Origin of the sequence: Pseudoalteromonas sp. P1-25 (assembly GCF_001401805.1) — a bacterium.
Classification (GTDB): Bacteria; Pseudomonadota; Gammaproteobacteria; order Enterobacterales; family Alteromonadaceae; genus Pseudoalteromonas.
Genome location: NZ_LKDW01000030.1, coordinates 1 through 22,578, shown reverse-complemented (window position 1 = coordinate 22,578; position 22,578 = coordinate 1). Strand labels below are relative to the sequence as shown.

Genomic DNA, 22,578 nt, shown 5'->3' with positions numbered 1-22,578 from the left:
GTATTTGCCATTGTTTTCCTTTATTATGTCTAGCTTATAATAAACCAAAGAGCATTAAGGTCGATAAATGAGCAAAACCTGGGGCATATTGATGCTAGGCGTAATTAGCGCACCATCGCTTGCCGAAACTGAACTGGCACACAACTTATGTGGCATTTCAATGCAAACCAGAGCTTGGCAACCTCTACCAAATTTAGCGGTAGGATCGGTTGATATACAAGCTGACGATGTAGAGCTCCTAGGCACTCAAAGCGCTGAATTTACCGGCAATGTTGATATTAACACCCTTGATATGAGTTTGTCCGCACAAACTGCGCTTATAGACAAACAGCGCGGTTTACTCAATGCAACAGGCCCAATTACATACCAAGACCGCGTAAGCCAAGTAAACAGCTCAGGTTTAAATGCCGATTTAAATAATTCTCAAATAAGTCTACTCGGTGCCGATTACAGTTTAACCGCGCAACAAGGCAAAGGTGGCGCTGAAAAACTCACTGTTGATGAGTCTGGCTTATTGTTAATGAATGCAAGCTTTACTACCTGCCCTAGTGATAAACCGGTTTGGGAAATAGAAGCCGATGAAATTAACCTCTCTCGCGAAGAAGGCTGGGGCGAAACCTATAACGCCGTGTTACGTATCCTTGATACCCCTGTTTTATATTTGCCTTATTTCACATTTCCGCTGGATGAGCGACGCAAGTCGGGCTTATTAACACCGAGTATTTCAAGCTCCGACCGTTATGGCCTTGAAACTGTTACCCCCTATTATTGGAACATTGCGCCTAATTTTGACGCCACCATTACGCCACGTTATATGTCGCGCAAAGGCTTACAGTTGCAAACTGAGTTTAGATACCTGAGCGAGCAGCATGAAGGGTTAGTCGGTATTGAATATTTAGATAGTGATGATTCGGAGCCAAGCCTTGATGAGCGCTACATGTTTCATTGGCAACAACAAAGCTATTTAAGTGAAGACTGGCGAGCCAATGTGGACGTCACCAACGTCAGTGATGATAACTACATCACCGATTTAAGCTCTAACTACGCCAATAAAACCGATACCCAACTTTATCGTACCGGGTCGGTGACTCACCTTGGTGACACATGGCGTACCGATATTAAGTTTCAAAACTTCGAAGTACTGGGTGATCACTTAGAGTCATATGCCGCAGTTCCACAAATTAGCTTTACGCAGACCGCACCTTGGCGCTTTGATCACTTTGACTTTAGTTTGTCTGGTGAAGTAAGCCACTTTACTAACGACTCTTCAGAAATTGCCATAGACAGTGCTACCCGCGTACATGTAGAGCCAAAAGCGCGATTTAATTACGCAACGCATGCGTGGTCGTTTCTCTCAGAAGTGAGTTTATTGCAAACAAATTACAAACAAAGCGGTGATTTAACGGGTACGCAATACAGTGATAGCGTTTCGCGTACTTTACCAAAAGTACGTTTGTATTCGCAGCTTAACTTTGAACGCGACACCTCATACTTTTTTGAAGATGGCATTCAAACCCTTGAGCCACAAATACAATATTTATACACACCGAATAAGGATCAATCAGAAATTGGTCTGTTTGATACGACTCGCTTACAAGATGACTTTTTTGGCCTATTTAGAGATACACGATTTTCAGGCGTGGACCGTATAGCTGCAGCTAACCAATTTACGCTAGGTGCAACAACCCGATTATTTGATAGCAAACAAGAAGAAGTATTTAACTTTAGCGCGGGTCAAATCTTTTACCTAAATGATTCGGCTAAACCTACTGAGCAAGGTTTAGACTCGCAAACTAACTACAACGCGCTGTTTGCCGCACAAACAATGTTACATTGGCATCGCCGTTGGTATTTATCTGCGGGTATGCAATACGACTCTGATGGCAAGCAAATGATTCAGTCAAATGTCACTCTTGATTACAAAGGTGACAATAATGAGCTAGTTCAGTTGAACCATCGCTATGCAAATGATGTCTCAGGAAATACAATCGAGCAAACGGGTGTATTTACAAGTATCCCAATTAGTGAACAGTGGCAATTTATTGCAAGCTATCATCGGGACCTTGAAAATAATCGAAGCATCGAATTTTTAAGCGGATTACAGTATGAGTCGTGCTGTTGGGCAATCCAAATTACTGGCCACCGTCAGATTGAAACCGATTTAAATCAATCTATTGGGCAGCAACAAGCCACTTTTGATTCAGGTATTAGTTTAAACTTTGTATTAAAAGGGCTGGGCAGTAAGAGCCGTTACGATGCACAAAAATTATTGCAACAAGGTATTTTTGGCTACCGTAGACCGTATTTTCTTAATAATTAAGGCAAACGAGCAATTAAGGTGATACTTTAAAGCCCTAAAATGCAGTACGCCCTGTTTTAAAGCAGTACTATTAGAAGAGTAGTAAAAAGAATATGAATTTAAAAAAACTATTATCAACAGCTATTTTAAGCTTAAGCTTATGCCATGGCGCATTTGCCGCCCCACAGGAAATCGACAGAGTAATTGGCGTTGTAAACCAAGGCGTTATTTTAAAAAGTGAAGTAGACACCATAATCAATCGTGTTAAAAACCAAGCCGCAGAACAAGGCCAGCAACTTCCTAAAGACGAAACGCTTCGCATACAAGCAGTAGAACGTTTAGTTAACCAAACGCTTATGATGCAAATGGCTGAGCGTATGGGCCTTGAAATTTCAGACAGCCAGTTAGACCAAACTTTAGCTAATATGGCAAAAGATCAAGGCGGCACGATTGCCGATCTTCGTCGTACAATTGAAGCCGCAGGCGAGAGTTTTCAGGCTTACCGAGAAGAAATTCGTAAAGAGATCACCACACAGCAAGTGACTCGCGCCAATGTAGACCGCCGTATCTATATTAGCCAACAAGAAGTAGATAACCTGTTAAAAATAATGGAAAGCCAAGGTCAAAATGCTGAAGAGTACGATATTGGTCATATCCTTATTGATATTCCAAACGATGCAACGCCCGATGAAATCACCAGCGCAAAAACCCGTGCAGACAAAGTTATTGAGCTATTAAACGATGGCCAAGAGTTTAAACGTATTGCAATTTCTTCATCTGGCGGTTCAAAAGCACTCGAAGGCGGACAACTAGGGTACATGGGTATCAACGAAATGCCTTCATTATTTGCTGAGGCTGTAAAAGGTCAAAAGAAAGGCGCGATTGTTGGCCCTCTTCGCTCAGGTGCTGGCTTTCATATAATTAAAGTGCAAGATGTACGTGGTCGTCAATTAGTAGAAACCACTGAGGTTCGCTCTCGTCATATTCTTATCAAACCTTCAATTATTTTAAGTGAAGAAAAAGCGCGCAGCATGCTTGCAGGGTTTGCCAAAGATTTACGCGCAGGAAAAGCTGACTTTGCAGAACTTGCCAAAGAATACTCAGAAGATCCAGGCTCTGCCCTTAAAGGCGGTGAGTATGATTGGACTGACCCTACAACGTATGTACCCGCGTTTAAAGATACTTTGTTATCACTTGATAAAAATCAAATTAGTGAACCATTTAGAACACAATTTGGTTGGCACATAGTACAACTTTTAGATAAACGTGTAGCAGATAAAACTGAGCTAGCTAAACGTAACCGTGCGCACGGCATGTTGTTTAATCGTAAATTTAAAGAAGAAAGTTTTAACTGGCAGCAAGAAATGCGCGAACAAGCCCATGTTGAAATTTTCCCTATAGACGAGTAATTATGACATTACGAATTGCAATTACCCCGGGGGAACCTGCGGGGATTGGCCCTGACTTACTGCTGCGATTAGCGCAGCAACCATGGCAAGCTCAACTGGTCGCTATCGCCGACAAACAGTTATTAAAAGAACGCGCCCAACACTTAGGCCTTAATATTGAACTAATTGATTTTGATGAAAATGCCCCTGCAGCCATTGCGCCTGCAGGTAGCATTTATATTCACCAAGTTGATTTAGGCACTGAGGTTAAGCTAGGTAAATTAGACGACTTAAACGGCCAATACGTACTTGATACCTTACGTATTGCTAGCGAAAAAAACATGGACGGTACATTTGATGCCGTTGTCACCGGCCCTGTTCACAAAGGGATTATTAATAAAGCCGGTATTTCGTTTAGTGGTCACACTGAGTACTTTGCTCAGCAATCTGGCACCTCAGATGTTGTCATGATGCTAGCGACCGAAGGTTTACGTGTTGCCCTTGTAACAACACATATACCGCTGGCTTATGTATCGCGTGCGATTACCCAAGAGCGCCTAACCAAAGTGATTAGTATTTTAAATCATGACTTACAAACGAAATTTGGTATTGAACAACCAAAAATTTTGGTCTGTGGATTAAACCCCCATGCTGGCGAAGACGGCCATTTAGGTACAGAAGAAATAGAAACGATTTCACCTACGCTTGCGCTTTTAAACAGCCAAGGTATGAATTTAATTGGACCGCTTCCTGCCGATACCCTGTTTCAAGATAAATACCTTTCTCAAGCCGATGCCGTGCTTGCTATGTATCACGATCAGGGTTTACCTGTGCTAAAATACAAGGGATTTGGTAACTCGGTAAATATAACCTTAGGTTTACCATTTATCCGCACTTCGGTTGATCACGGTACTGCGCTTGATTTAGCAGGCACTGGTGACGCTGAAGTTGGCAGTTTTGAATTAGCGATCCGCGAAGCAATTAAGCTCGCCCATGAAAAAGCACAAAATCAATGACCGATAAAGTACATTTAGGACACCGCGCCCGTAAACGTTTTGGGCAAAACTTTTTATTTGATGAATCTATCATTGATAAAATAGTCACTGCAATCGATCCTAAGCCACAAGACAACCTAGTAGAGATTGGCCCAGGTTTAGGCGCTATTACAGAGCCTGTTGCCGATTTAAGCGGCCAACTTACCGTTGTAGAGCTAGATAAAGACTTAGCCCAGCGCTTAATTGAGCACCCATTTTTAGGGCCTAAATTAAACGTAAACCAAGGCGATGCAATGAAGTTTGACTTTGCAAGCCTTGTACGCGATGACAAAAAATTAAAAGTGTTTGGTAACCTGCCTTACAATATTTCTACGCCATTACTGTTTCATCTTTTTGAGTTTGCTGATCATATTGAGCACATGCACTTTATGCTGCAAAAAGAAGTTGTAAAACGTATGGTTGCAGGTCCAGGCAGCAAAACATTTGGCCGCTTAAGTGTGATGACACAATATTACTGCCACGCAATGCCTGTGGTTGAAGTTCCACCAGAATGTTTTAAACCAGCTCCTAAAGTAGACTCAGCAGTTATTCGTCTTATTCCCAAAAAAGCCGAACAACGAACCGCTAAAAGCGTGAAAATTTTAAACACCGTGTGTTTAGAAGCGTTTAATCAGCGCCGTAAAACACTGCGTAACAGCTTAGGCAATTTACTCACCGCTGATGAGCTTACTAGCATTGGTATAGATATTACCTTGCGCGCTGAAAGCCTAACATTACAACAATTTATTGATATAGCTAATTGGATTTATGACAACAAGCAGTAATATTGGCTCTCCTGTAAAGGTCTCTGTAGAGACTTTTTATGTTGAAGGGCAATCTCAGCCTGAGCTAGATAAATATGTTTTTGCCTACTCAGTGACAATTAAAAACCACAGCCTTTGCAGTGCCACGCTTTTAAGTCGCTATTGGTTAATTACCGATGCCAACGGCAAAGAAGTTGAAGTGGAGGGCGAAGGCGTTGTGGGCGAAACCCCTGTGATAGGTCCTGGCGAAACTTATAAATACACCAGTGGCGCAATATTAGACACCCCCGTAGGTACAATGCAGGGGCACTACACATTGCGCAATGAGTTTGGCTCTGAGTTTGAGGCACCTATAAACGTATTCCGTTTAGCGTGTCCTAATATTTTACATTAGTAAAAAGCACAATGGCTGATTACGCAATTGGTGATTTACAAGGCTGCTTTGAAGAGTTTAGTCGCTTACTAAAACGGGTTGATTTTAACCCAAGTAAAGATCACCTTTATTTAGTTGGCGACATAGTCGCACGTGGCCCTGACTCGCTGGCTTGCCTAGATTACATTTACCGCCATCAAGACAGTATGAGTGTAACGTTAGGCAATCATGATTTACACATGATTGCCTGCCATTACCTTAATAAGCCGATAAATCCAAAAGACAAACTCGATGCTATTTTTAATAGTAAAAAACTGCCTCACTATATCGCCTATTTGCAAACCCAACCGCTTGCACTTTATTTAGCGCAGCACCGCAGCTTTATATCGCATGCAGGATTAAACCCTGACTGGTCTATAAAAACCGCACTTAAGCATGCACAGTTTGCTAAGCGTTGTTATCAATCAGCTAATGCTGCCCACTTTTTTAAAAAAATGTATCAGCCACACCCTGCTCTGTGGGATGACGATTTAAACGACTTTGATAAGTTTAGGTACATAGTTAACTATTTTACCCGTATGCGCTTTTTAACCAGTAACAACACGTTAGAGCTTAATGCGAAAGGTGCAATTAACGACAATAAATCGTTAACAGCTTGGTTTGAACATCCTAATATAAAAGCATTAGAAAAAAACTTGATTTTTGGCCATTGGGCCGCTCTTGAAGGGGTTACTCAGCTGAGTCATGTGCACGCGCTTGATACTGGATGCGTATGGGGCGGGGCTTTAACAATGATGGACTTACAAACTAAGCAAAAAATAGTAGAAAAACCTGCGCATTTACCTAAATAAACTGTAAAAACCCACTACATATGTTAAATTTAAATTAATAGAAATTAATTGCTTAACTTATTGGTTAAAAAGCCGATAAGATGTGATTGAAGTACTTTAATTGGAAATCCGTATGAATCTGACAGTAAGCCAACGTATTTGGTGTGGTTTTATATTTATCACCTTATTACTCATAATCATTGGTGGTAACTCTTTAATAAAAATTGCGAGCATTGACCGCTCTACTCAGCAGGTAAACCAGTTATCACTTCCTGCACTAAATAAAAGCTCAGAGCTACAAGCTGAATTTATTTTAATGAGTAAAGCAGCTCAAGCCAGTTTTTATACCACCTCAAGCGCACAGCTCACCCCTATAAAACAAAAAGTACTTGAGCAAAAAGACAAATTTGATTCACTTCATGCTGAACTGCAACGCGTAGTAAAAAACGATGCATCACTGAGCCAAAAAAGCCAAGCAGTAGAAAAAACCTACCTAAGCTTTTTAAGTACAGTAGAAAACTTATTGGCTGATAAAGACAAGCAGCTAGCACTAAATAAAACCCTTATAGCACAACTAGAAACAATAGAGATTGCTGCGGAAGATGCTAATTCAGTTGTGCTCGATATTACTGACATTGATAACTTTGAGCAAAATCACCCCCGCGCTTATCAAGCTGCTAATAACCTAGAAAACAACTTTATGTCGGTAGTTAGCAACAGTACCGATATGCTTACTGTAAAAACAACGAACACCTTAGATATTGTTAAAAATGAACAGGCTTACTATCTGGAAGAGGTCATTCGTACCTTAGCTTTAATAAAGCCTGCTATAGAGCAAGACAACAACGATTTATATAGTGATTTACAAGAGTACGTTGATACGTTAGTAGAAAATATAAGTGGAAATAATAGCCTAGCAGCTAACAAGCAACGTCTTATTGACGCCATTGCACTAACCGAAAAAGAACTTGCGCAGTCAGAGCAGGCAACCACAATGGCCCTGTCGCAAATTGACGATTTAGTCACGCAGACAAGTGCTGTCGCTTACAAATTACAAGAAGGCGTCCGTGAGGATGTTGATTCAGCTACTTTGTGGACGTGGGCAGGAATGATCATCGCGACGTTGATTGCAATTGCAATAGCGATTCTTACCGTTAATAGAATTACCAAGCCACTGGCTGAAGTGAATCGAATTTTAGATATTGTGGCCAGCGGTGATATGACCCAACGCTTAGATGACTCTGCCAAAGATGAATTCGGCGAGCTATCAAGAAGCTGCAACACCTTAATAGATAGCCTACGAAGCTTAATTAAGGGTATTATTTCACGCTCAACTCAATTAGCAGCAGCCTCTGAGCAAACATCGGCTATTACCGGTGAATCAAGCCAAGCTATCCGAAATCAACAAGCCCAAGTAGAACAAGCGGCAACTGCCACAACAGAAATGAGCAGCACGTCACAAACAGTTAGTAATAGCGCACAACAAGCCCTTGATGAAATTAAAAATGCTGACAAAGAAGCTGAGCGCGTAAAAGGTATTTCTCATCAAAACAAAGCGACTATTGAGCAACTTGCTCGCGAGGTTGACGATGCAGCCGGTGTTATTAATAAACTTCATCAAGATAGCGCCTCTATAGGCAGTATTTTAGATGTTATACGCGGTATTGCTGAGCAAACCAACCTATTAGCACTTAACGCTGCAATTGAAGCGGCACGTGCCGGTGAATATGGCCGAGGTTTTGCGGTAGTAGCGGATGAAGTACGCTCACTGGCAAGCAAAACGCAAGAGTCGACCCAAGAGATACAGTCGATGATTGAATCGCTTCAAAGTGGCGCAGAAGCGGCTGTAACAGCAATGGATAAAGGTAAGCAGCAAGCGGTATCGTGTGTTGAGCAGAGCGATTTAGCAAGCAGCGCATTAGACTCTATTACACTTGCCGTATCGCAAGCGCACGACGTAAGCGAAGAAATATCGACCGCAGCGCAAGAGCAGCAACAAGTATCACAAGAAATTAGTGAACGTTTAGAATCAATTGTTGCTATTGCAGAGCAAACTGCAGAAGGCGCAAACCAAACCAACATTTCAAGCTCAGAAGTGGCTAAACTCGCTGAAGAGTTAAGAATCTCGGTAGAAAACTTTAAGGTGTAATACCAATCGTATTACGCCAAAATCAGAGCAATAAAAAACCCGATACTGAGTAACAGTATCGGGTTTTTTATTTTAACGCTTACCTAGCAGCACGTTGGCGATTCCCGCCCACTTTAGGTTTAGTGTTAGCCTTTTTAAATTGGCTAAAGCCAGTATGGCGCGTTAAGGCTGGGCGCCCTCCTCTACCTTTACCTGCACCTTTGTGTGCTTTTTCATCGCGGCCTTCTTCTGGCACCAAGCAATTTGGGCCTTTACCAATTAAATTGGCTTTCCCCATACTACGCAATGCCTCGCGGATCATTGGCCAACCCGATGGATCGTGATAGCGCAGTATTGCTTTATGTAAGCGACGCTGACGAGCTCCCTTTGGTACAGGCACTTGCTCTTTGTTATTTTTAATATTACGCAGTGAGTTCATTTCTGTATGATAAATAGTGGTCGCATTAGCCATAGGTGATGGATAAAAGTTTTGCACTTGGTCTAACTTAAAGTCATTAGATTTAAGCCACAGTGCCATGTTAACCATGTCTTCGTCTTTTGTACCTGGGTGAGCAGAAATAAAATACGGGATTAAATACTGCTTTTTACCAGCCTCTTTTGAGTACTTATCAAATAGTTCTTTAAATTGATCGTAAGCCCCCATGCCCGGCTTCATCATTTTAGATAAAGGACCATCCTCCGTATGTTCTGGCGCAATTTTTAAATAGCCCCCCACATGATGTGTCACCAACTCTTTAACGTAGCGCGGATCTTGTACGGCTAAATCGTAACGAACGCCTGAGGCTATTAAAATCTTTTTAATACCTTTCACTTCACGGGCTTTTTTATACAAATCGATAGTAGGTGTATGGTCTGTATCCATGTGTTTACAAATATCAGGATAAACACATGAAAGCCGCCTACAAGTGCTTTCTGCTTTTTTACTCGTACAGCGCAGCTTATACATATTTGCTGTTGGGCCGCCTAAGTCAGAAATAACCCCGGTAAAACCAGGCACTTTATCTCGAATCTGTTCTATTTCATCAATAATCGACTCTTGCGAACGACTTTGAATAATACGCCCTTCATGCTCGGTGATAGAGCAGAACGAACAACCGCCAAAACAACCACGCATAATATTAACTGACGTTTTAATCATATCGTAAGCGGGTATTTTTGCATCCCCATAACTTGGGTGCGGTATACGCTGATAAGGTAAGCCAAATACATCATCCATTTCATGGGTTTCGAGCGGAAATGCAGGCGGGTTTACCCAAATATAGCGATCGCCATGGCGCTGAAATAATGCCCGGGCACAGCCTGGGTTTGTCTCTTGGTGCAAAATTCGTGATGCGTGGGCATACAAAGGCTTATTAACACTGACTTGCTCAAATGCAGGCAGTTTAACGTAGGTTTTTTCCCACGGTTTAGGGCGCGCTGGCTGAATAGTAATAGGTTTAGCAGCCTCAGCTTTTAAATCAATACCGGCTTGTTTAAACTCTGATTTACTACACCCTACATCATCTGCGCCATAAGGATTAGGGATTGGATCTATTTTGCCTATTTTATCAATCGCAGTTGAATCACTGCCACGCCAACCCGGTATTGGCTCTTTACGAATAACGGCTGTGCCACGAATATCCTGAATTGTATCCATAGTTTCGCCAGCGGCTATACGGTGGGCCACTTCTACAAGCGGGCGCTCTGCATTACCATAAATAAGGATATCGGCTTTAGAGTCAAATAAAATACTACGACGCACTTTTTCTTGCCAATAGTCGTAATGAGCAATACGACGCAGGCTTGCTTCAATACCACCAATCACAATGGGCACGCCTTTGTATGCTTCGCGTAAACGCTGAGAGTAAATCATCACCGCACGGTCAGGGCGCTTGCCACCTACATTACCTGGCGTGTAGGCATCGTCATGGCGCATGCGTTTTTCAGCCGTGTAACGGTTGATCATCGAATCCATATTACCGGCGGTTACACCAAAAAATAGATTCGGCTTACCAAGTGCCATAAAGGCATCTTTTGATTGCCAGTCTGGCTGAGCAATAATACCGACTCTAAAGCCTTGTGCTTCAAGTACACGGCCAATCACTGCCATACCAAAACTAGGATGATCCACATAAGCATCACCGCTGATTATAATAATATCGCAGCTATCCCAGCCGAGTGCGTCCATTTCTTCGCGAGTTGTAGGTAAAAATGGTGCAGTGCCATAACACTCTGCCCAATATTTTGGGTATGAGAATAGCGCGCGTTCAGCTTTAAGAGAGCTCATAATTTTGGCCATTGAATAACAAAAGGCGCGAATTATATCCTAATACATTGCTTATTTATACAACATTACCTGCGTATATCGCGCCTTGTTAGTATGTGATCTGTTTATATTAGTCTTTTTTATTTCGCTCTTTTATAAACTCTAACAGTTCTTGCTCGGGCATGGGCTTAGCATACATAAAACCTTGTACTTCATCGCACCCTAAGTTTTTTAAAAACTCTGCCTGTTGCTGTGTTTCTACACCTTCAGCAATTGTTTTCAGACCTAATTTAGCGCCAAGCGACACCACCAAAGCAGCAATAGCGCCGGTGTCGTTATCGGGCAAGTCTTTTACAAAAGCGCGGTCAATTTTAAGTCTATCAAGCGGTAAGCTTTGTAAGTAACTCAACGAAGAAAAGCCCGTTCCAAAGTCATCAATCGCTACTTCAACGCCTAACTCTTTTAACTCTTTTAAGGTATTGATCACGGTTTCTAGTTCATCCATCACCACACTTTCAGTGACTTCTAATTCGATATTACAAGGTTTAACGTCATACTTTTGTAAAGTGTTTTTTACTGTTGTCGCGTAGCCCTTTACCTTAAATTGCGGCACAGATACGTTTACAGCAATGCAAATTTCTTCACCCAACGCTTCTAAACGTTTTTGCTGCTGACATGCTTGCTCTAACACCCATTGGCCAATATCAACAATTAAACCGGCGTCCTCTGCTAATGGCACAAACACAGCTGGCGATATAAACGAGCCATCTTCTGATGGCCAACGCAGTAAGGCTTCGCAACCAATTAACGATAAATTATCGAGGGAAAGTTGCGGCTGATACCAAACCTGTAACTTTTCTCTGGCAAAGTCATGGCGTAACTGCCTAATAATACCTAAGCGCCAGGCCATTTTATCTTGCATATCAACTTCGTAGTAAACCCCTTCTTTGCATTTAAGCTTTTTAGCTTGATTAAGCGCAATATAAGCAACTTTGAGTGTGTCTAAACCTGTGCTTTGAAAGTCTTGCTGCTGACATAAACCAATTCTAAAATCGATGGGCAAAATATGCTCACCAGCTTTAAAAGGTACATTCAGTACATCGTTAAATTGTTCGAGATTAAATTCTGTTTGGCGAATAATAAAGCCGAAAACATCCGCACCAATACGTGATAGTAGCTTTGCGTCGGGGTAAGCGTCTTTAAGCCTTTTTACGATTTCAATGAGTAAATGGTTGCCAATTTCTTGCCCTAAGCCATTATTGATATCTGCAAAACCAATTATATCAATTAATACAAAAACATAGTCATTCACATGTGGTTTTTGATAACGCTCCACCCGCTCTATAAAATTAGTACGGTTAGAAATACCTGTAAGTACATCTTTGTAGGCTGCATCCCTAAGCTTTACAAACAGCCTAACGTTATCAAGGGCTACACTCACATTAGTAAGAAAAATCTCTGCAAATTGTAGCTGTGCTTCACTTGGTTTATGCTCACACGCTAAATAAATGGCAGCCTGACGATGCTTACTTTTTACAATAAAGGTCATGCTTGAGTCGCTTTGTGTATGCTTTGCAGTTTCAAAACATTGCTCAACTTGCTCTAAGGCCATACTGTCTACATTAATAAGCTTTTCACCAAAGTAGCTTTCATAATGACCGCTTCCTCCAAGCACCTGTATATGGTTTTCGCCATCAAGTTTACTGCACACTAGCCCAACCTGCTGGGACTCTAAAATAATGCCTAAGTGTTTAATAATTTCTTTGCACAGTACTTTAATATCGGTGAGACCTAAAATAGACTTTGATGCCGAAACAATAGTGTTCATCGCATCACTTTGATACTCAAGCTTGCATACTTGCTCGTACGAGCGTATCGCTGTAATGAGCGATGTCACAAGCTTTGAACGGGTCAGCTCGGTTTTTGTTTTATAGTCGTTAATGTCGTATTCGCGAATTACTTTTTCTTCTGGGGTGTTACCCGCTTGGCCTGTACGTAAAATAATTCGTACATGTTGATTATTAAGCTCTTCGCGTACACGCTTAACAACTTGTAAACCCGCATCATCAGATTCCATCACTACATCTAAAAAAATGACAGATATTGTATTATTGTTTTTGAGTATTTCGATGGCTTCGCTGCCGGAATATGCATCATGAAAACGTAGCCCTGCTCCCCAAAACTCTACGCCCGACAACGCGAGCTTAGTCACTGAATGTATTTCAGGATCGTCATCAACGATCAAAACATCCCAAAAGTCAGATACCTCTGGGGTTATTTCTTCTTCGCTGTCTGGCGCTAAAAATAAAAAATCGCTTTGTTCTGACGACATTATCTTCCCTTTATCAGTTTTAATGCTTAAATAACCTCATACCTATGTACTAAAAATATATTTTTTGGTTTATAGGCTAATTCATACTATAGTCGATTAATAAAAAGTTGTTATATTTCAAACTAAAAAACTCGTGAAAGGTGTGCATATTAAATTTTTTAAAACCCTAATAAAAACGCTCTCATTGTTAATTTTAGCGGCTATTTTGATTGGTTTAACGCTTCCGCAAAATTACAGCGTCAATAAAAGCATACAAATAAATGCCAAAGTAGAAACTGTTAAATCGCTCGTGTCAGACTTTAGCCTATGGCATACATGGTCACCTTGGGGCAAAGTAGACCCAAGCATTCGTTTTGCGCTCGGCGAGCCCATCAGAGGTATAGGCGCGCATCAATCGTGGCAAAGCGATTGGGGATACGGTGAAATGACCATTACTTCGCTTTCAAAAAATAGAATGACCTTTAATGCGCTTTTAAAAAATGAACATATTATTGAAGGTGAAATTACCTTTAACGAAGTAGAAGATAGGGTAAATGTAACTTGTAAAATTAATGGCCAAACAAACGCCCCGCTAATCTCAGGTTATCTATCGATTTTAAGCGAGTACGTATTAAACAATACGGTGTCGCTTGGCTTAAATAACTTACAAACAGTGGCGCAATTACGCGACCAAAAAACTCAGCTGGATACAAATGACAGTAAAATCAGCCCAAGCGAGAATTAATCTTGCTAATATAATTGAGTCTTTACTTGGCTACCCTGTAAAAAAAATAACCAGCAATACCGGGCAACCAAGTACAAATCAAAGTTACGGTTCGAAAGGCGATCTAAACCCGCTTTATCACATAAATAGTGATAACCCTATTTTAGCGCGCGCCCAAAAGCGCCAAGATTTACTGCTTATAAAACAGCAACAAAACATAGAAACCATTTTAGCTAAAGCCATGGAATTTTGCCCCGACGTGGCAAGTAATAAGCAACCCGATGCCGACTGGATTGAGCGCTTTATTGCCCTATGTGAAGACACCTCTAACGAGTCAATGCAAACATTGTGGGCTAAAATTTTAACTGGTGAGACACTCAACCCAGGTACTTTTTCTATAAAAAGCTTACAAACACTCAAACACATGACCCAACGTGAAGCAGATGCATTACAAAAATGTGTATCGCTGAGCAGCTACAACGCAAAAGATGACAGCCACTTTATTTTATTAGGGTTTTATAAAAAACCATCGCTTTTTGACTTGTTACGAAAAGGTAATAAGGTGTCGCTTAATTTAGGAAAAACGGGGATCAGCTTTCCTGATATTCTAACGCTTATGGATCTTAATTTACTCTACAGAAAAGAGATAGAATCGGCCGTATTAAAAGCAGGCCAAGAACTCACCCTGTCGTTTTTATCGCAAAAAGTGACATTAAAAGCTAAAAGCAGTGACTTGGTATTAAGCTATTATAAGTTTACGCAAACTGGCGATGAGCTTTCTAAACTCATAAACTACCCTATAAATAAGGTGTATAAGCAATTAATTAATAATGCACTGGAGGGTGAGTTTGATTTAACGTGGCATGCTAATAAATAGCACACCACGTTATAAGCTCACTAATTAAAAGTGAACCTGAATACCCGCAAATGGGCCTGATGCGTCAATATCGGTATTAATATCGTCAACATCATCAAGCTCAAGCGTCATTGAACGGTAACCCGCTTTAACTGCAACATCTACAGCCAGGTTATCAATAAGTTCATACGCTACGCCTACTTGATAGTCTTGTACTTTGCTATCGTCGATAGCTAAAAAGCTGCCTTCAAAAAACACACTTAAACCTGTAAAGGGTAAGCCTGCTTCAGCGCGGCCGTACGCAAGTGGTACAAAGCCTGAAAAATCAACAGTTTCAGAGAAGTTAGTACCACCTTGCTGAGTAGTACCAGTGACAACAACGTCACCGTCAAACTGCTTTGCGTTTAAGCCTAAATCAATTGAAATTAAATCGTTATCAAAAATTTCGTAATAAAGAATGTAATCAATATGAGTTAAATCACTTAATGTGTTTGCCGTTGTACCAACCACATAATCTGAGCCATTAAAGCTAAACGTATCAGTAAGGGTTGCAGAACCATTAAGTTCAAGCTCTGTATATTTAAGCTTTAGGTTAGGAACTAATGGCACTGGGTGTTCTAGCGCCGCATAGTAGCTAATAAAAGTTTCGTCTTCAAAATTAAAATCTTGTGGTGCGTTATCTTTGTAAGAAAACTGACCGTCATTATCTGACTGCCAGCCATCAACACCTACATATAAACCTAATAAAGTGTCTGCCTGTGCTGCAGGGGCTAAACATGCCATGGAAAGGGCAGCTGCTAAACAATACTTTTTCATTTTTTATCCTTGAGCTAGTAGTTCGCTAAGTTCGATTAAAGCCGCATTGGCTCTTGAAATATAATTTGCCATTACTAAAGAATGATTTGCTACAAAGCCAAAGCCATTCCCATTTAAAATCATTGGGCTCCACACGGTTTCTTGTGTTGCCTCAAGCTCACGTATAATTTGCTGTAAGCTTACACGGGCGTTTTTCTTTTCAAGTACATCTGCAAAGTCGTATTCAACCGCTTGTAAAAAGTGTAATAACGCCCACGTTGCACCACGCGACTCGTAAAATACATCGTCTATTTCCCACCACGACGTCCTTACTTGTTGCTGAAGTGGTGAATAGGTTGCCTGCGTGTTAGATGAGTTACCTGCTAAATCAGTATTTACCTTGTCTTGGCCAACACTTGCACTTAAACGCTGGCTTAAACTACCTAAACGCTTTTCGGCTTCTTTTAACCAGCTACGTAGGTTATCTGCACGTGAGTAAAATTGACTATCTCGCTCATGCTCGTTAGCAATTTGTGAGCGGTATACTACTAAATAGTCAATTCCCTTTTGGTACTCTCCCTCGGCACTTGGCCAAGCCCATGCCTCAGAGCTAATATTAAACTGCGGCTGCGCTTTTTTAAGCGCTTCATGTTCGGTTGATTGCGACTGCGAACGGCTAAAATCTTTACGCATAGATAGGGCTAAATCACGCACCATTTCAAGCGCGCCATATTCCCATGCAGGCATATCATCCATTATCACACTTGGGGGCATTACATCGTTTGATAAATAGCCACCTTGCTTATCAAGTAAAGTGCTAGCAACAGTAATGAGTGTTGTGGTTGTTGTGTAGCCCGTTACCATTTTTTCACTACGCGCTTGTGCCGTCTCTTTTGCATGAGTAACCACGTTAAAGCGTGCCGGCTCAATACTCCAATAAACAGCAATAGCGTAAAAAATAATAAGCAGCGCAATCAATGCACCAGCTATTTTTCCTTTGTGTTGCGACATTTATCCTCCTAGTGATGAGCGTGTTGTTTTTTAGATGGCTTAGAATTCGCGGCTTGCGCTTCAAGTGAGACCACCTGAGCATTAGTAAACAAGCGATTACCGTCACTAAAATATAGCGTGAGTTTACGTTCTTGCCCTACTTTTAGTGGTTCTTGTGGATCAAATACCATTAAATGGTAACCACCAGGCTGAAAGCTTAAGCTTTCATGGCCCTTAATGGTAACAGCGTTAACTTGTTGCATTTTCATCATACCATTGACATGTGTATGCTCATGAATCTCCACTCTGCCTAAACCTTCAATGGTTGCTTTGGTTAATTTAGCAACACCGCCACCGTGGTTAGAAATTGTTAAATAGCCAACACTCGATTTACTGCCAGGCAAAAACGCTCTTACTTGCGCATGGCTTACTTCAAGTTTAACTTCGTCTGTATCGTGGCTGTGCCCAGCATGTGCAGCAACCGATGACGAAAACACATTAAACATTAACGCCGAGGCCATAAAAAAGCACTGCTTCATCATCGCTTTGTTCCTTGTGAAAGCATAAATTTCACTTTAAATTTAACATAGTTAACTAATAATAGTCAGTTAAATTAAGGCTCAAGAGGTTACTTTTTTGTTATCGAGCACCAACCAACACAGTACAGCTACAAATAATAAAGGCCACGCTATCATTACCGAGCCAAATAACAGCGCCAAAATGGTGCCAACTAATGCAACAACCCCTGCGCCAATTAACCCCATGGTTATTAAAGCCATAACAGCTACTACAGCAATAATGGCAACTAATACGCCGGCCAACTCTAGTCCTACCCAGCTCATATCTGCAATCCACAACGGGAACTGCCATGAATCAAAATGTATTAACGACACCGCATCAGTAAAAAGTAATACATAAACAACAACACATATTGCTAAGGTTTTCATATCCCTCTCCTAATACGCCCGCTCTTCAAGGCAACAATGAGCTATAAAGTAACCAAGCGCCACTGCAAACGGAAAACTTATAAATAATAAAATAGTCACTAAGCGTGTTGACCACACCGGAAAATCAAGGCGACGCGCTAAACCACTACAAACGCCCGATATTTTTTTATTAAGCGAGTCTTTGTACCAACCACGCTGTGTTTTAAAGTTATTCATACTCAACTCCCTAGGCGTTTGGCACTGTTGTATTGATATTATTATGTTTAACACTGGCTTTTAAACGAGCCAGCTCTGCATCTATTTTTTCATTTTTTTCTAAAGACGCTATTTGCTCAGCGGTTGAACGTGCCGTATGTGTAAGTTCATAAGCATCAACTTGTGCCTCTATGCCTTCCACTTTTTGCTCTATCATTTCAAAGCGAGACAAGGCATTGGCAACATTGTCGCTGTGTAATTGCATATTCACTTTTTCACGTGCAACAACAATATCGTGGCGTTTTATTAATTGCGCTTGTTTAGTTTTAGCGTGCGCCATTTTTTGTTGTAAACGTTCACAATCCGCTGTAATTTTCTTTATCGACTCTTTAAGCTCATCTAGCTGCGTGCTTTTTTCAGCAATTTTGTCGTGTACTTGTTGTTTTTCTAACAAGGCAGACTTGGCTAAATCATCACGGTTTTTAGCAACGGCAAGCTCTGCCTTTGTTTGCCATGAGGTTAAATCTTTTTGTTTTTGTGCGATTTGGCGTTTAAGCGTTTTTTCTTCACACAGTAAGGCAGCAGCAGTGCTTCTGCACTCATTTAATGCCTCTTGCATTTCACTTAACATAAGGTTGAGAAGCTTTTCAGGGTCTTCAGCTTTATCTAGCATGGCTGCTATATTTGATTTGATAACGTCATTTACGCGATTAAATACACTCATTGTTTTGTCCCATTGTTTTAATTGATAACAACAAGACGATTCCAAGAGTTATGCCAAACTCTTAAAAAATAAATATTATACTTTCAAAACATACACTTAAAATTTAAAAGGTGTCATTGCAAGTGACCATAAGCTGAACATAGAAAAGTGTAATTAACTAATATTTTGATCTTTTGACTAAATTTTAGGATCAAAAAAGCCACTAAAAAGTGGCTTAATTTAAAATTTATACGGCTTAAGTTTATTCGGGTACAAAACTCAATGCTTTATCCATAACCGACAAATCAGCCTGTTTACCATGGCCATTTTCTGAAAGGTGACGTCTAAATCCGCGCGCCCCAGGCTGCCCCTGAAAAATCCCCAACATATGACGTGCTATATGCCAAAAATTAGCACCTAAACGCATTTCTTCTTCGATGTAATCGTACATAGCACGCACCACATCGTGACGCGTTTGGGTATTAGCCACCTCACCGTAAATTTTTTCATCCACTTCATTAAGCATAAATGGGTTGCTATATGCTTCGCGGCCAATCATAACGCCGTCTATGTGCGCTAAATGCGCAAGGCTTTCTTCAATCGTTTTAACACCGCCGTTAATACTTAAATCGAGCTGTGGGTAGTCTTTTTTTAGCTGATAAACACGTGGGTAATCAAGCGGCGGGACTTCACGGTTTTCTTTAGGACTTAAGCCATTCAACCACGCTTTACGGGCATGAATAATAAAGTCATCACAGCCAACTTTATGGCTAGCTTCAATTAACGCGCATAAAAACTCATACGAGTCTTGTTCATCAATACCAATGCGCGTTTTTACCGTAACCGGAATATCTACTTCGCTTTTCATTGCTGCAACACATTGTGCAACCAGATCAGGCTCAGCCATTAAGCAAGCACCAAAGCGCCCGTTTTGTACCCTATCTGATGGGCAGCCTACATTTAGGTTAATTTCATCGTAGCCACGCTCACCCGCAAGTTTTGCACATTTAGCAAGCGCATCGGGGTCTGAGCCACCCAGTTGCAAAGCAACCGGCCCTTCGTGTTGATTAAAGTGTAAGTAATCGCCACGCCCAAATAAAATAGCCCCTGTGGTGATCATCTCAGTGTATAAAACAGCGTGCTTAGTCATCTTACGATGAAAAGTACGGCAATGACGATCTGTCCAATCTAACATGGGGGCAACTGAAAAGCGCCTGTTTAACGTAGGGTTACCTGATGTGCGTTTTTGCAATGTAAAAGCCTCGGGGATTATAAGTAAATGCGCCCATAAAAAGGCGCTGTATTCTACACAAAAGCCTAATTAGCATCAATGTTAGCTGTATATTTGTAAACCAAAATAATGCGCAATACCATTGAGTATATTTGTCACAGCCACGGAGCTTAAAATTAACCCCATGATTCTACTTATAATGCTTGCGCCACTGTCGCCGATTAACTTATGCACGTGATTTGCGAGTAACAAAAGTACAAGTACAACAACAAGTACAGCCAGCATCATCGACGATGTAGTAACTTGCTCAACCCACGTATATTCTTCGTTGCGCGTCATCAGTACAGCGCCTAGCATAGCACCAGGACTAGCTATAGAGGGAATTGCTAACGGAAAAATAGCGGTTTCTGTGCTGTCACGTACACTTTTAATTTCAGACTCGGGCTTACTTTCGCCAAAAATCATTGAAAGCGCAAAAATAAGCAATACAATGCCACCGGCTATTTGAAACGCCGAGAGCGGTATTTCAATTGCATTTAACAGTTGCTCGCCAGCTATAACAAAAAACAGTAAAACCACTGCAGATACGCCTACCGCTTTGAAAACAACTTTTCGTTTAAACTTTTCATCCTCCCCGCGTGTCACAGCAATAAATACAGGCACTGTACCTATCGGGTCTATCACCGCAAAAAAGAAAATAAATATAGCTATTAATTCATGCATTAATGGGCTTCCTAGATAAAAAGTGTTTAATAAAAACGCTGCAAGTACAACACAGTATGTTAGTATATCACGGTAGCGTAAGGATAAGAGAATGATGAATATAGAATCACTCGTAAGTAAAGCAAAACAAGTTTGTGACAACCGCGGCGCGCGTTTTACGCCAATCCGCGAAAAAGTTTTTCGTTTGTTAGCCAGCGCGCAAGGTGGCGTAGGTGCATACGATTTACTCGAGCAATTAAAAATGACAGAGTCAGGCGCAAAACCTGCAACGATTTATCGTGCACTAGACTTTTTATCAGAGCTGGGGTTTATTCACAAAATAGAAAGCACCAATGCATTTATGCTTTGTCATCACTTTGATCATATTCATCCTGTGCAGCTATTAATTTGTGACACTTGTGGTTTTGTAAAAGAGCTGCACTCTACCGTTATTTCTCACGAACTGAACAACTTAGCAGCAGAAAGCGGTTTTGTTGTATCAGGACAAACTATTGAAGCACATGGTAAGTGTGAGTCTTGTAGAAGCTAAACCCAAAGTTTGTTTTAAAGCTATACTCATATACAGATAGCCACTTTAGCACCAATTTTAAGAGTACCTAACATGAATGTTGAGTTCATTAATCCATTTTTATCTTCTTTGATCAATGTGTTATCTACAATGGCACAAACCGAGTTAAAACCAGGTAAACCGCGTATCAAAACAGACGAAGTCGCCTGTGGAGATGTTTCAGGTTTAATTGGCATGGTGGGCGCGCAAACACGTGGCTCATTTTCAATTACCTTTGATGAAAACTTAGCCCTAACCATTATGGAACGCATGCTTGGTGAGCGCCCTGACGGTATTGATGATGAAGTAACTGATATGGTTGGGGAAATTACTAATATGGTAACTGGCGGCGCTAAAAATTTACTCGGCGAAAAAGGCTATGATTTCGATATGGCAACTCCGATTGTTGTCGCTGGTAAAGGCCACATCATCACACATAAAAGTAAAGGCAAAAAAATAATTATGCCATTTAGCTGCGATGCGGGTGATGCGAATATAGAAGTTAGCTTTGATAAATTATGAGCTGGCAACAAACTCAAATAACCTTAAAACCGCGCGCCCGAGGATTTCATCTAATTGACGATGAAATTCTTGCCCAATTAAATGAGCTTACTAACTATAAAGTAGGCCTATTGCATTTATTTATTCAACACACCTCGGCAAGTTTAACCATAAACGAAAACGCCGATCCAACAGTGCGCATGGATATGGAAAGCCACTTCAACCATTTTGTACCTGAGCGCCAGTCTTATTACCGCCATGATTACGAAGGCGACGATGACATGCCAGCCCATATAAAAACCAGCACGCTAGGGTGCGAGCTAAGTATCCCTATCAGCAACGGACGTTTAGCGCTAGGTACATGGCAAGGTATTTACTTAGGCGAGCATCGTGACGCTGGCGGTGCAAGACGTATTATAGCGACCTTGCAAGGCGAAACCTTTTAACCTTGTATTGACCTCCCCTCCCTTACTTTTACCCGCGTCACTTCGCATTATTTAAAATTCTTTATACCGCGCGGCGGCATGTTGCCACGCATATTTAATGGCTTCATAGGACCTTACGTAAAACAACTAAGCTATTTTTAGGTAAAAAGTATATCTATAGCTAGGCTAAAATTTGCTATTTAGTCGTTCTCGGCAATTGTTCCTGCATTGCTCTACCTTCTGCATCCATGCAGCCGTAAATGAGGTCTTTTTAACTTTGGTAGTGGCACGTTTAGCACCGCAAAATGATTAAGTATTATTGCTCATTGTCATTCTTTAATTATTTTTTGTACTGCTAGATTAAAAGCTCAATGCAATATAACCATTATGAATAAATTGCGTAGGTAAGATAAAAATATTGTTTTAAGACGTTTTTGTTTTAGTGGGGTATTTAGAGAGATTGGAGCGGCACACGAGGCTCGAACTCGTGACCTCGACCTTGGCAAGGTCGCGCTCTACCAACTGAGCTAGTGCCGCTTTATAGTTAG

The 22,578-nt window shown here is 41.1% G+C and carries 22 protein-coding genes and 1 tRNA gene; 12 read left to right on the top strand and 11 right to left on the bottom strand.

Annotated features, from left to right (window positions below):
• Window positions 1–67: 67 nt before the first annotated feature.
• From lptD to AN393_RS15920, 7 genes are all read left to right on the top strand, one after another.
• On the top strand, window positions 68–2,320 hold the full coding sequence (lptD, locus tag AN393_RS15950) for an LPS assembly protein LptD (protein ID WP_055016407.1): 2,253 nt from the start codon (window positions 68–70) through the stop codon (window positions 2,318–2,320).
• A gap of 92 nt (window positions 2,321–2,412) precedes the next feature.
• Window positions 2,413–3,708: a peptidylprolyl isomerase SurA gene (gene surA / locus AN393_RS15945; protein ID WP_055018587.1), complete on the top strand. Its 1,296-nt coding sequence runs from the start codon at window positions 2,413–2,415 to the stop codon at window positions 3,706–3,708.
• A 2-nt stretch (window positions 3,709–3,710) separates the two neighbouring features.
• Window positions 3,711–4,703, top strand: a complete 993-nt coding sequence (gene pdxA / locus AN393_RS15940) for a 4-hydroxythreonine-4-phosphate dehydrogenase PdxA (protein WP_055016405.1) — start codon at window positions 3,711–3,713, stop codon at window positions 4,701–4,703.
• On the top strand, window positions 4,700–5,506 hold the full coding sequence (gene rsmA, locus AN393_RS15935; RefSeq protein WP_004585856.1) for a 16S rRNA (adenine(1518)-N(6)/adenine(1519)-N(6))-dimethyltransferase RsmA: 807 nt from the start codon (window positions 4,700–4,702) through the stop codon (window positions 5,504–5,506). Before pdxA ends, rsmA begins: the two co-directional genes overlap by 4 nt.
• Complete coding sequence (apaG, locus tag AN393_RS15930; RefSeq protein ID WP_055016404.1) at window positions 5,490–5,879, top strand: Co2+/Mg2+ efflux protein ApaG; 390 nt, start codon at window positions 5,490–5,492, stop codon at window positions 5,877–5,879. The genes rsmA and apaG overlap by 17 nt, the downstream gene beginning before the upstream one ends.
• An 11-nt stretch (window positions 5,880–5,890) precedes the next feature.
• Window positions 5,891–6,709: a symmetrical bis(5'-nucleosyl)-tetraphosphatase gene (locus AN393_RS15925; protein ID WP_055016403.1), complete on the top strand. Its 819-nt coding sequence runs from the start codon at window positions 5,891–5,893 to the stop codon at window positions 6,707–6,709.
• Between the two features lie 112 nt (window positions 6,710–6,821).
• Window positions 6,822–8,837 carry a methyl-accepting chemotaxis protein gene (locus AN393_RS15920; protein ID WP_055016402.1) on the top strand — a complete coding sequence of 672 codons (2,016 nt, stop codon included), beginning with the start codon at window positions 6,822–6,824 and terminating at the stop codon, window positions 8,835–8,837.
• A 79-nt stretch (window positions 8,838–8,916) separates the two neighbouring features.
• Here the strand turns inward: AN393_RS15920 and AN393_RS15915 are convergent, their stop codons facing one another.
• Entirely contained in the window at window positions 8,917–11,103 is a 2,187-nt protein-coding gene (locus AN393_RS15915; protein ID WP_055016428.1) for a YgiQ family radical SAM protein, read from the bottom strand.
• Between the two features lie 109 nt (window positions 11,104–11,212).
• Complete coding sequence (locus tag AN393_RS15910; RefSeq protein WP_055016401.1) at window positions 11,213–13,414, bottom strand: EAL domain-containing protein; 2,202 nt, start codon at window positions 13,412–13,414, stop codon at window positions 11,213–11,215.
• A gap of 142 nt (window positions 13,415–13,556) precedes the next feature.
• Between AN393_RS15910 and AN393_RS15905 the strand changes: the two genes are divergently transcribed.
• Window positions 13,557–14,138: an SRPBCC family protein gene (locus tag AN393_RS15905; protein ID WP_082422765.1), complete on the top strand. Its 582-nt coding sequence runs from the start codon at window positions 13,557–13,559 to the stop codon at window positions 14,136–14,138.
• Window positions 14,107–14,994 carry a TIGR03899 family protein gene (locus tag AN393_RS15900; protein ID WP_055016400.1) on the top strand — a complete coding sequence of 296 codons (888 nt, stop codon included), beginning with the start codon at window positions 14,107–14,109 and terminating at the stop codon, window positions 14,992–14,994. The genes AN393_RS15905 and AN393_RS15900 overlap by 32 nt, the downstream gene beginning before the upstream one ends.
• Window positions 14,995–15,018: 24 nt before the next feature.
• On the opposite strand, the gene AN393_RS15895 is transcribed toward AN393_RS15900, so the two are convergent.
• The 8 genes from AN393_RS15895 to AN393_RS15860 form a co-directional block, all read right to left on the bottom strand.
• A complete protein-coding gene (locus AN393_RS15895; RefSeq protein ID WP_055016399.1) occupies window positions 15,019–15,789 on the bottom strand; it encodes a TIGR04219 family outer membrane beta-barrel protein in 771 nt (256 codons plus the stop codon).
• A gap of 3 nt (window positions 15,790–15,792) precedes the next feature.
• Entirely contained in the window at window positions 15,793–16,779 is a 987-nt protein-coding gene (locus tag AN393_RS15890; RefSeq protein ID WP_055016398.1) for a DUF2333 family protein, read from the bottom strand.
• Between the two features lie 8 nt (window positions 16,780–16,787).
• Window positions 16,788–17,300, bottom strand: a complete 513-nt coding sequence (locus AN393_RS15885) for a copper chaperone PCu(A)C (protein ID WP_055018586.1) — start codon at window positions 17,298–17,300, stop codon at window positions 16,788–16,790.
• 78 nt (window positions 17,301–17,378) lie between these two features.
• Entirely contained in the window at window positions 17,379–17,705 is a 327-nt protein-coding gene (locus tag AN393_RS15880; RefSeq protein ID WP_055016396.1) for a hypothetical protein, read from the bottom strand.
• A 9-nt stretch (window positions 17,706–17,714) separates the two neighbouring features.
• A complete protein-coding gene (locus AN393_RS15875) occupies window positions 17,715–17,921 on the bottom strand; it encodes a PspC domain-containing protein (RefSeq protein ID WP_055016395.1) in 207 nt (68 codons plus the stop codon).
• A gap of 10 nt (window positions 17,922–17,931) precedes the next feature.
• A complete protein-coding gene (locus AN393_RS15870) occupies window positions 17,932–18,624 on the bottom strand; it encodes a PspA/IM30 family protein (RefSeq protein WP_055016394.1) in 693 nt (230 codons plus the stop codon).
• A 241-nt stretch (window positions 18,625–18,865) separates the two neighbouring features.
• Entirely contained in the window at window positions 18,866–19,855 is a 990-nt protein-coding gene (gene dusA / locus AN393_RS15865) for a tRNA dihydrouridine(20/20a) synthase DusA (protein ID WP_268796327.1), read from the bottom strand.
• Window positions 19,856–19,936: 81 nt separating this feature from the next.
• A complete protein-coding gene (locus tag AN393_RS15860) occupies window positions 19,937–20,557 on the bottom strand; it encodes a MarC family protein (RefSeq protein WP_055016393.1) in 621 nt (206 codons plus the stop codon).
• Between the two features lie 94 nt (window positions 20,558–20,651).
• Between AN393_RS15860 and AN393_RS15855 the strand changes: the two genes are divergently transcribed.
• The 3 genes from AN393_RS15855 to AN393_RS15845 all read left to right on the top strand — a co-directional run bounded on the left by AN393_RS15855 (window position 20,652) and on the right by AN393_RS15845 (window position 22,051).
• Complete coding sequence (locus AN393_RS15855; RefSeq protein WP_055016425.1) at window positions 20,652–21,086, top strand: transcriptional repressor; 435 nt, start codon at window positions 20,652–20,654, stop codon at window positions 21,084–21,086.
• 72 nt (window positions 21,087–21,158) lie between these two features.
• Window positions 21,159–21,626, top strand: coding sequence for a chemotaxis protein CheX (locus AN393_RS15850; RefSeq protein WP_055016392.1), 468 nt, complete (start codon window positions 21,159–21,161; stop codon window positions 21,624–21,626).
• Window positions 21,623–22,051 (top strand): secondary thiamine-phosphate synthase enzyme YjbQ, encoded by a 429-nt coding sequence (locus tag AN393_RS15845; protein WP_055016391.1) that lies wholly within the window; start codon window positions 21,623–21,625, stop codon window positions 22,049–22,051. Before AN393_RS15850 ends, AN393_RS15845 begins: the two co-directional genes overlap by 4 nt.
• Before the next feature lie 440 nt (window positions 22,052–22,491).
• On the opposite strand, the gene AN393_RS15840 is transcribed toward AN393_RS15845, so the two are convergent.
• Window positions 22,492–22,567, bottom strand: a tRNA-Gly gene (locus tag AN393_RS15840).
• Window positions 22,568–22,578 lie beyond the last annotated feature (11 nt).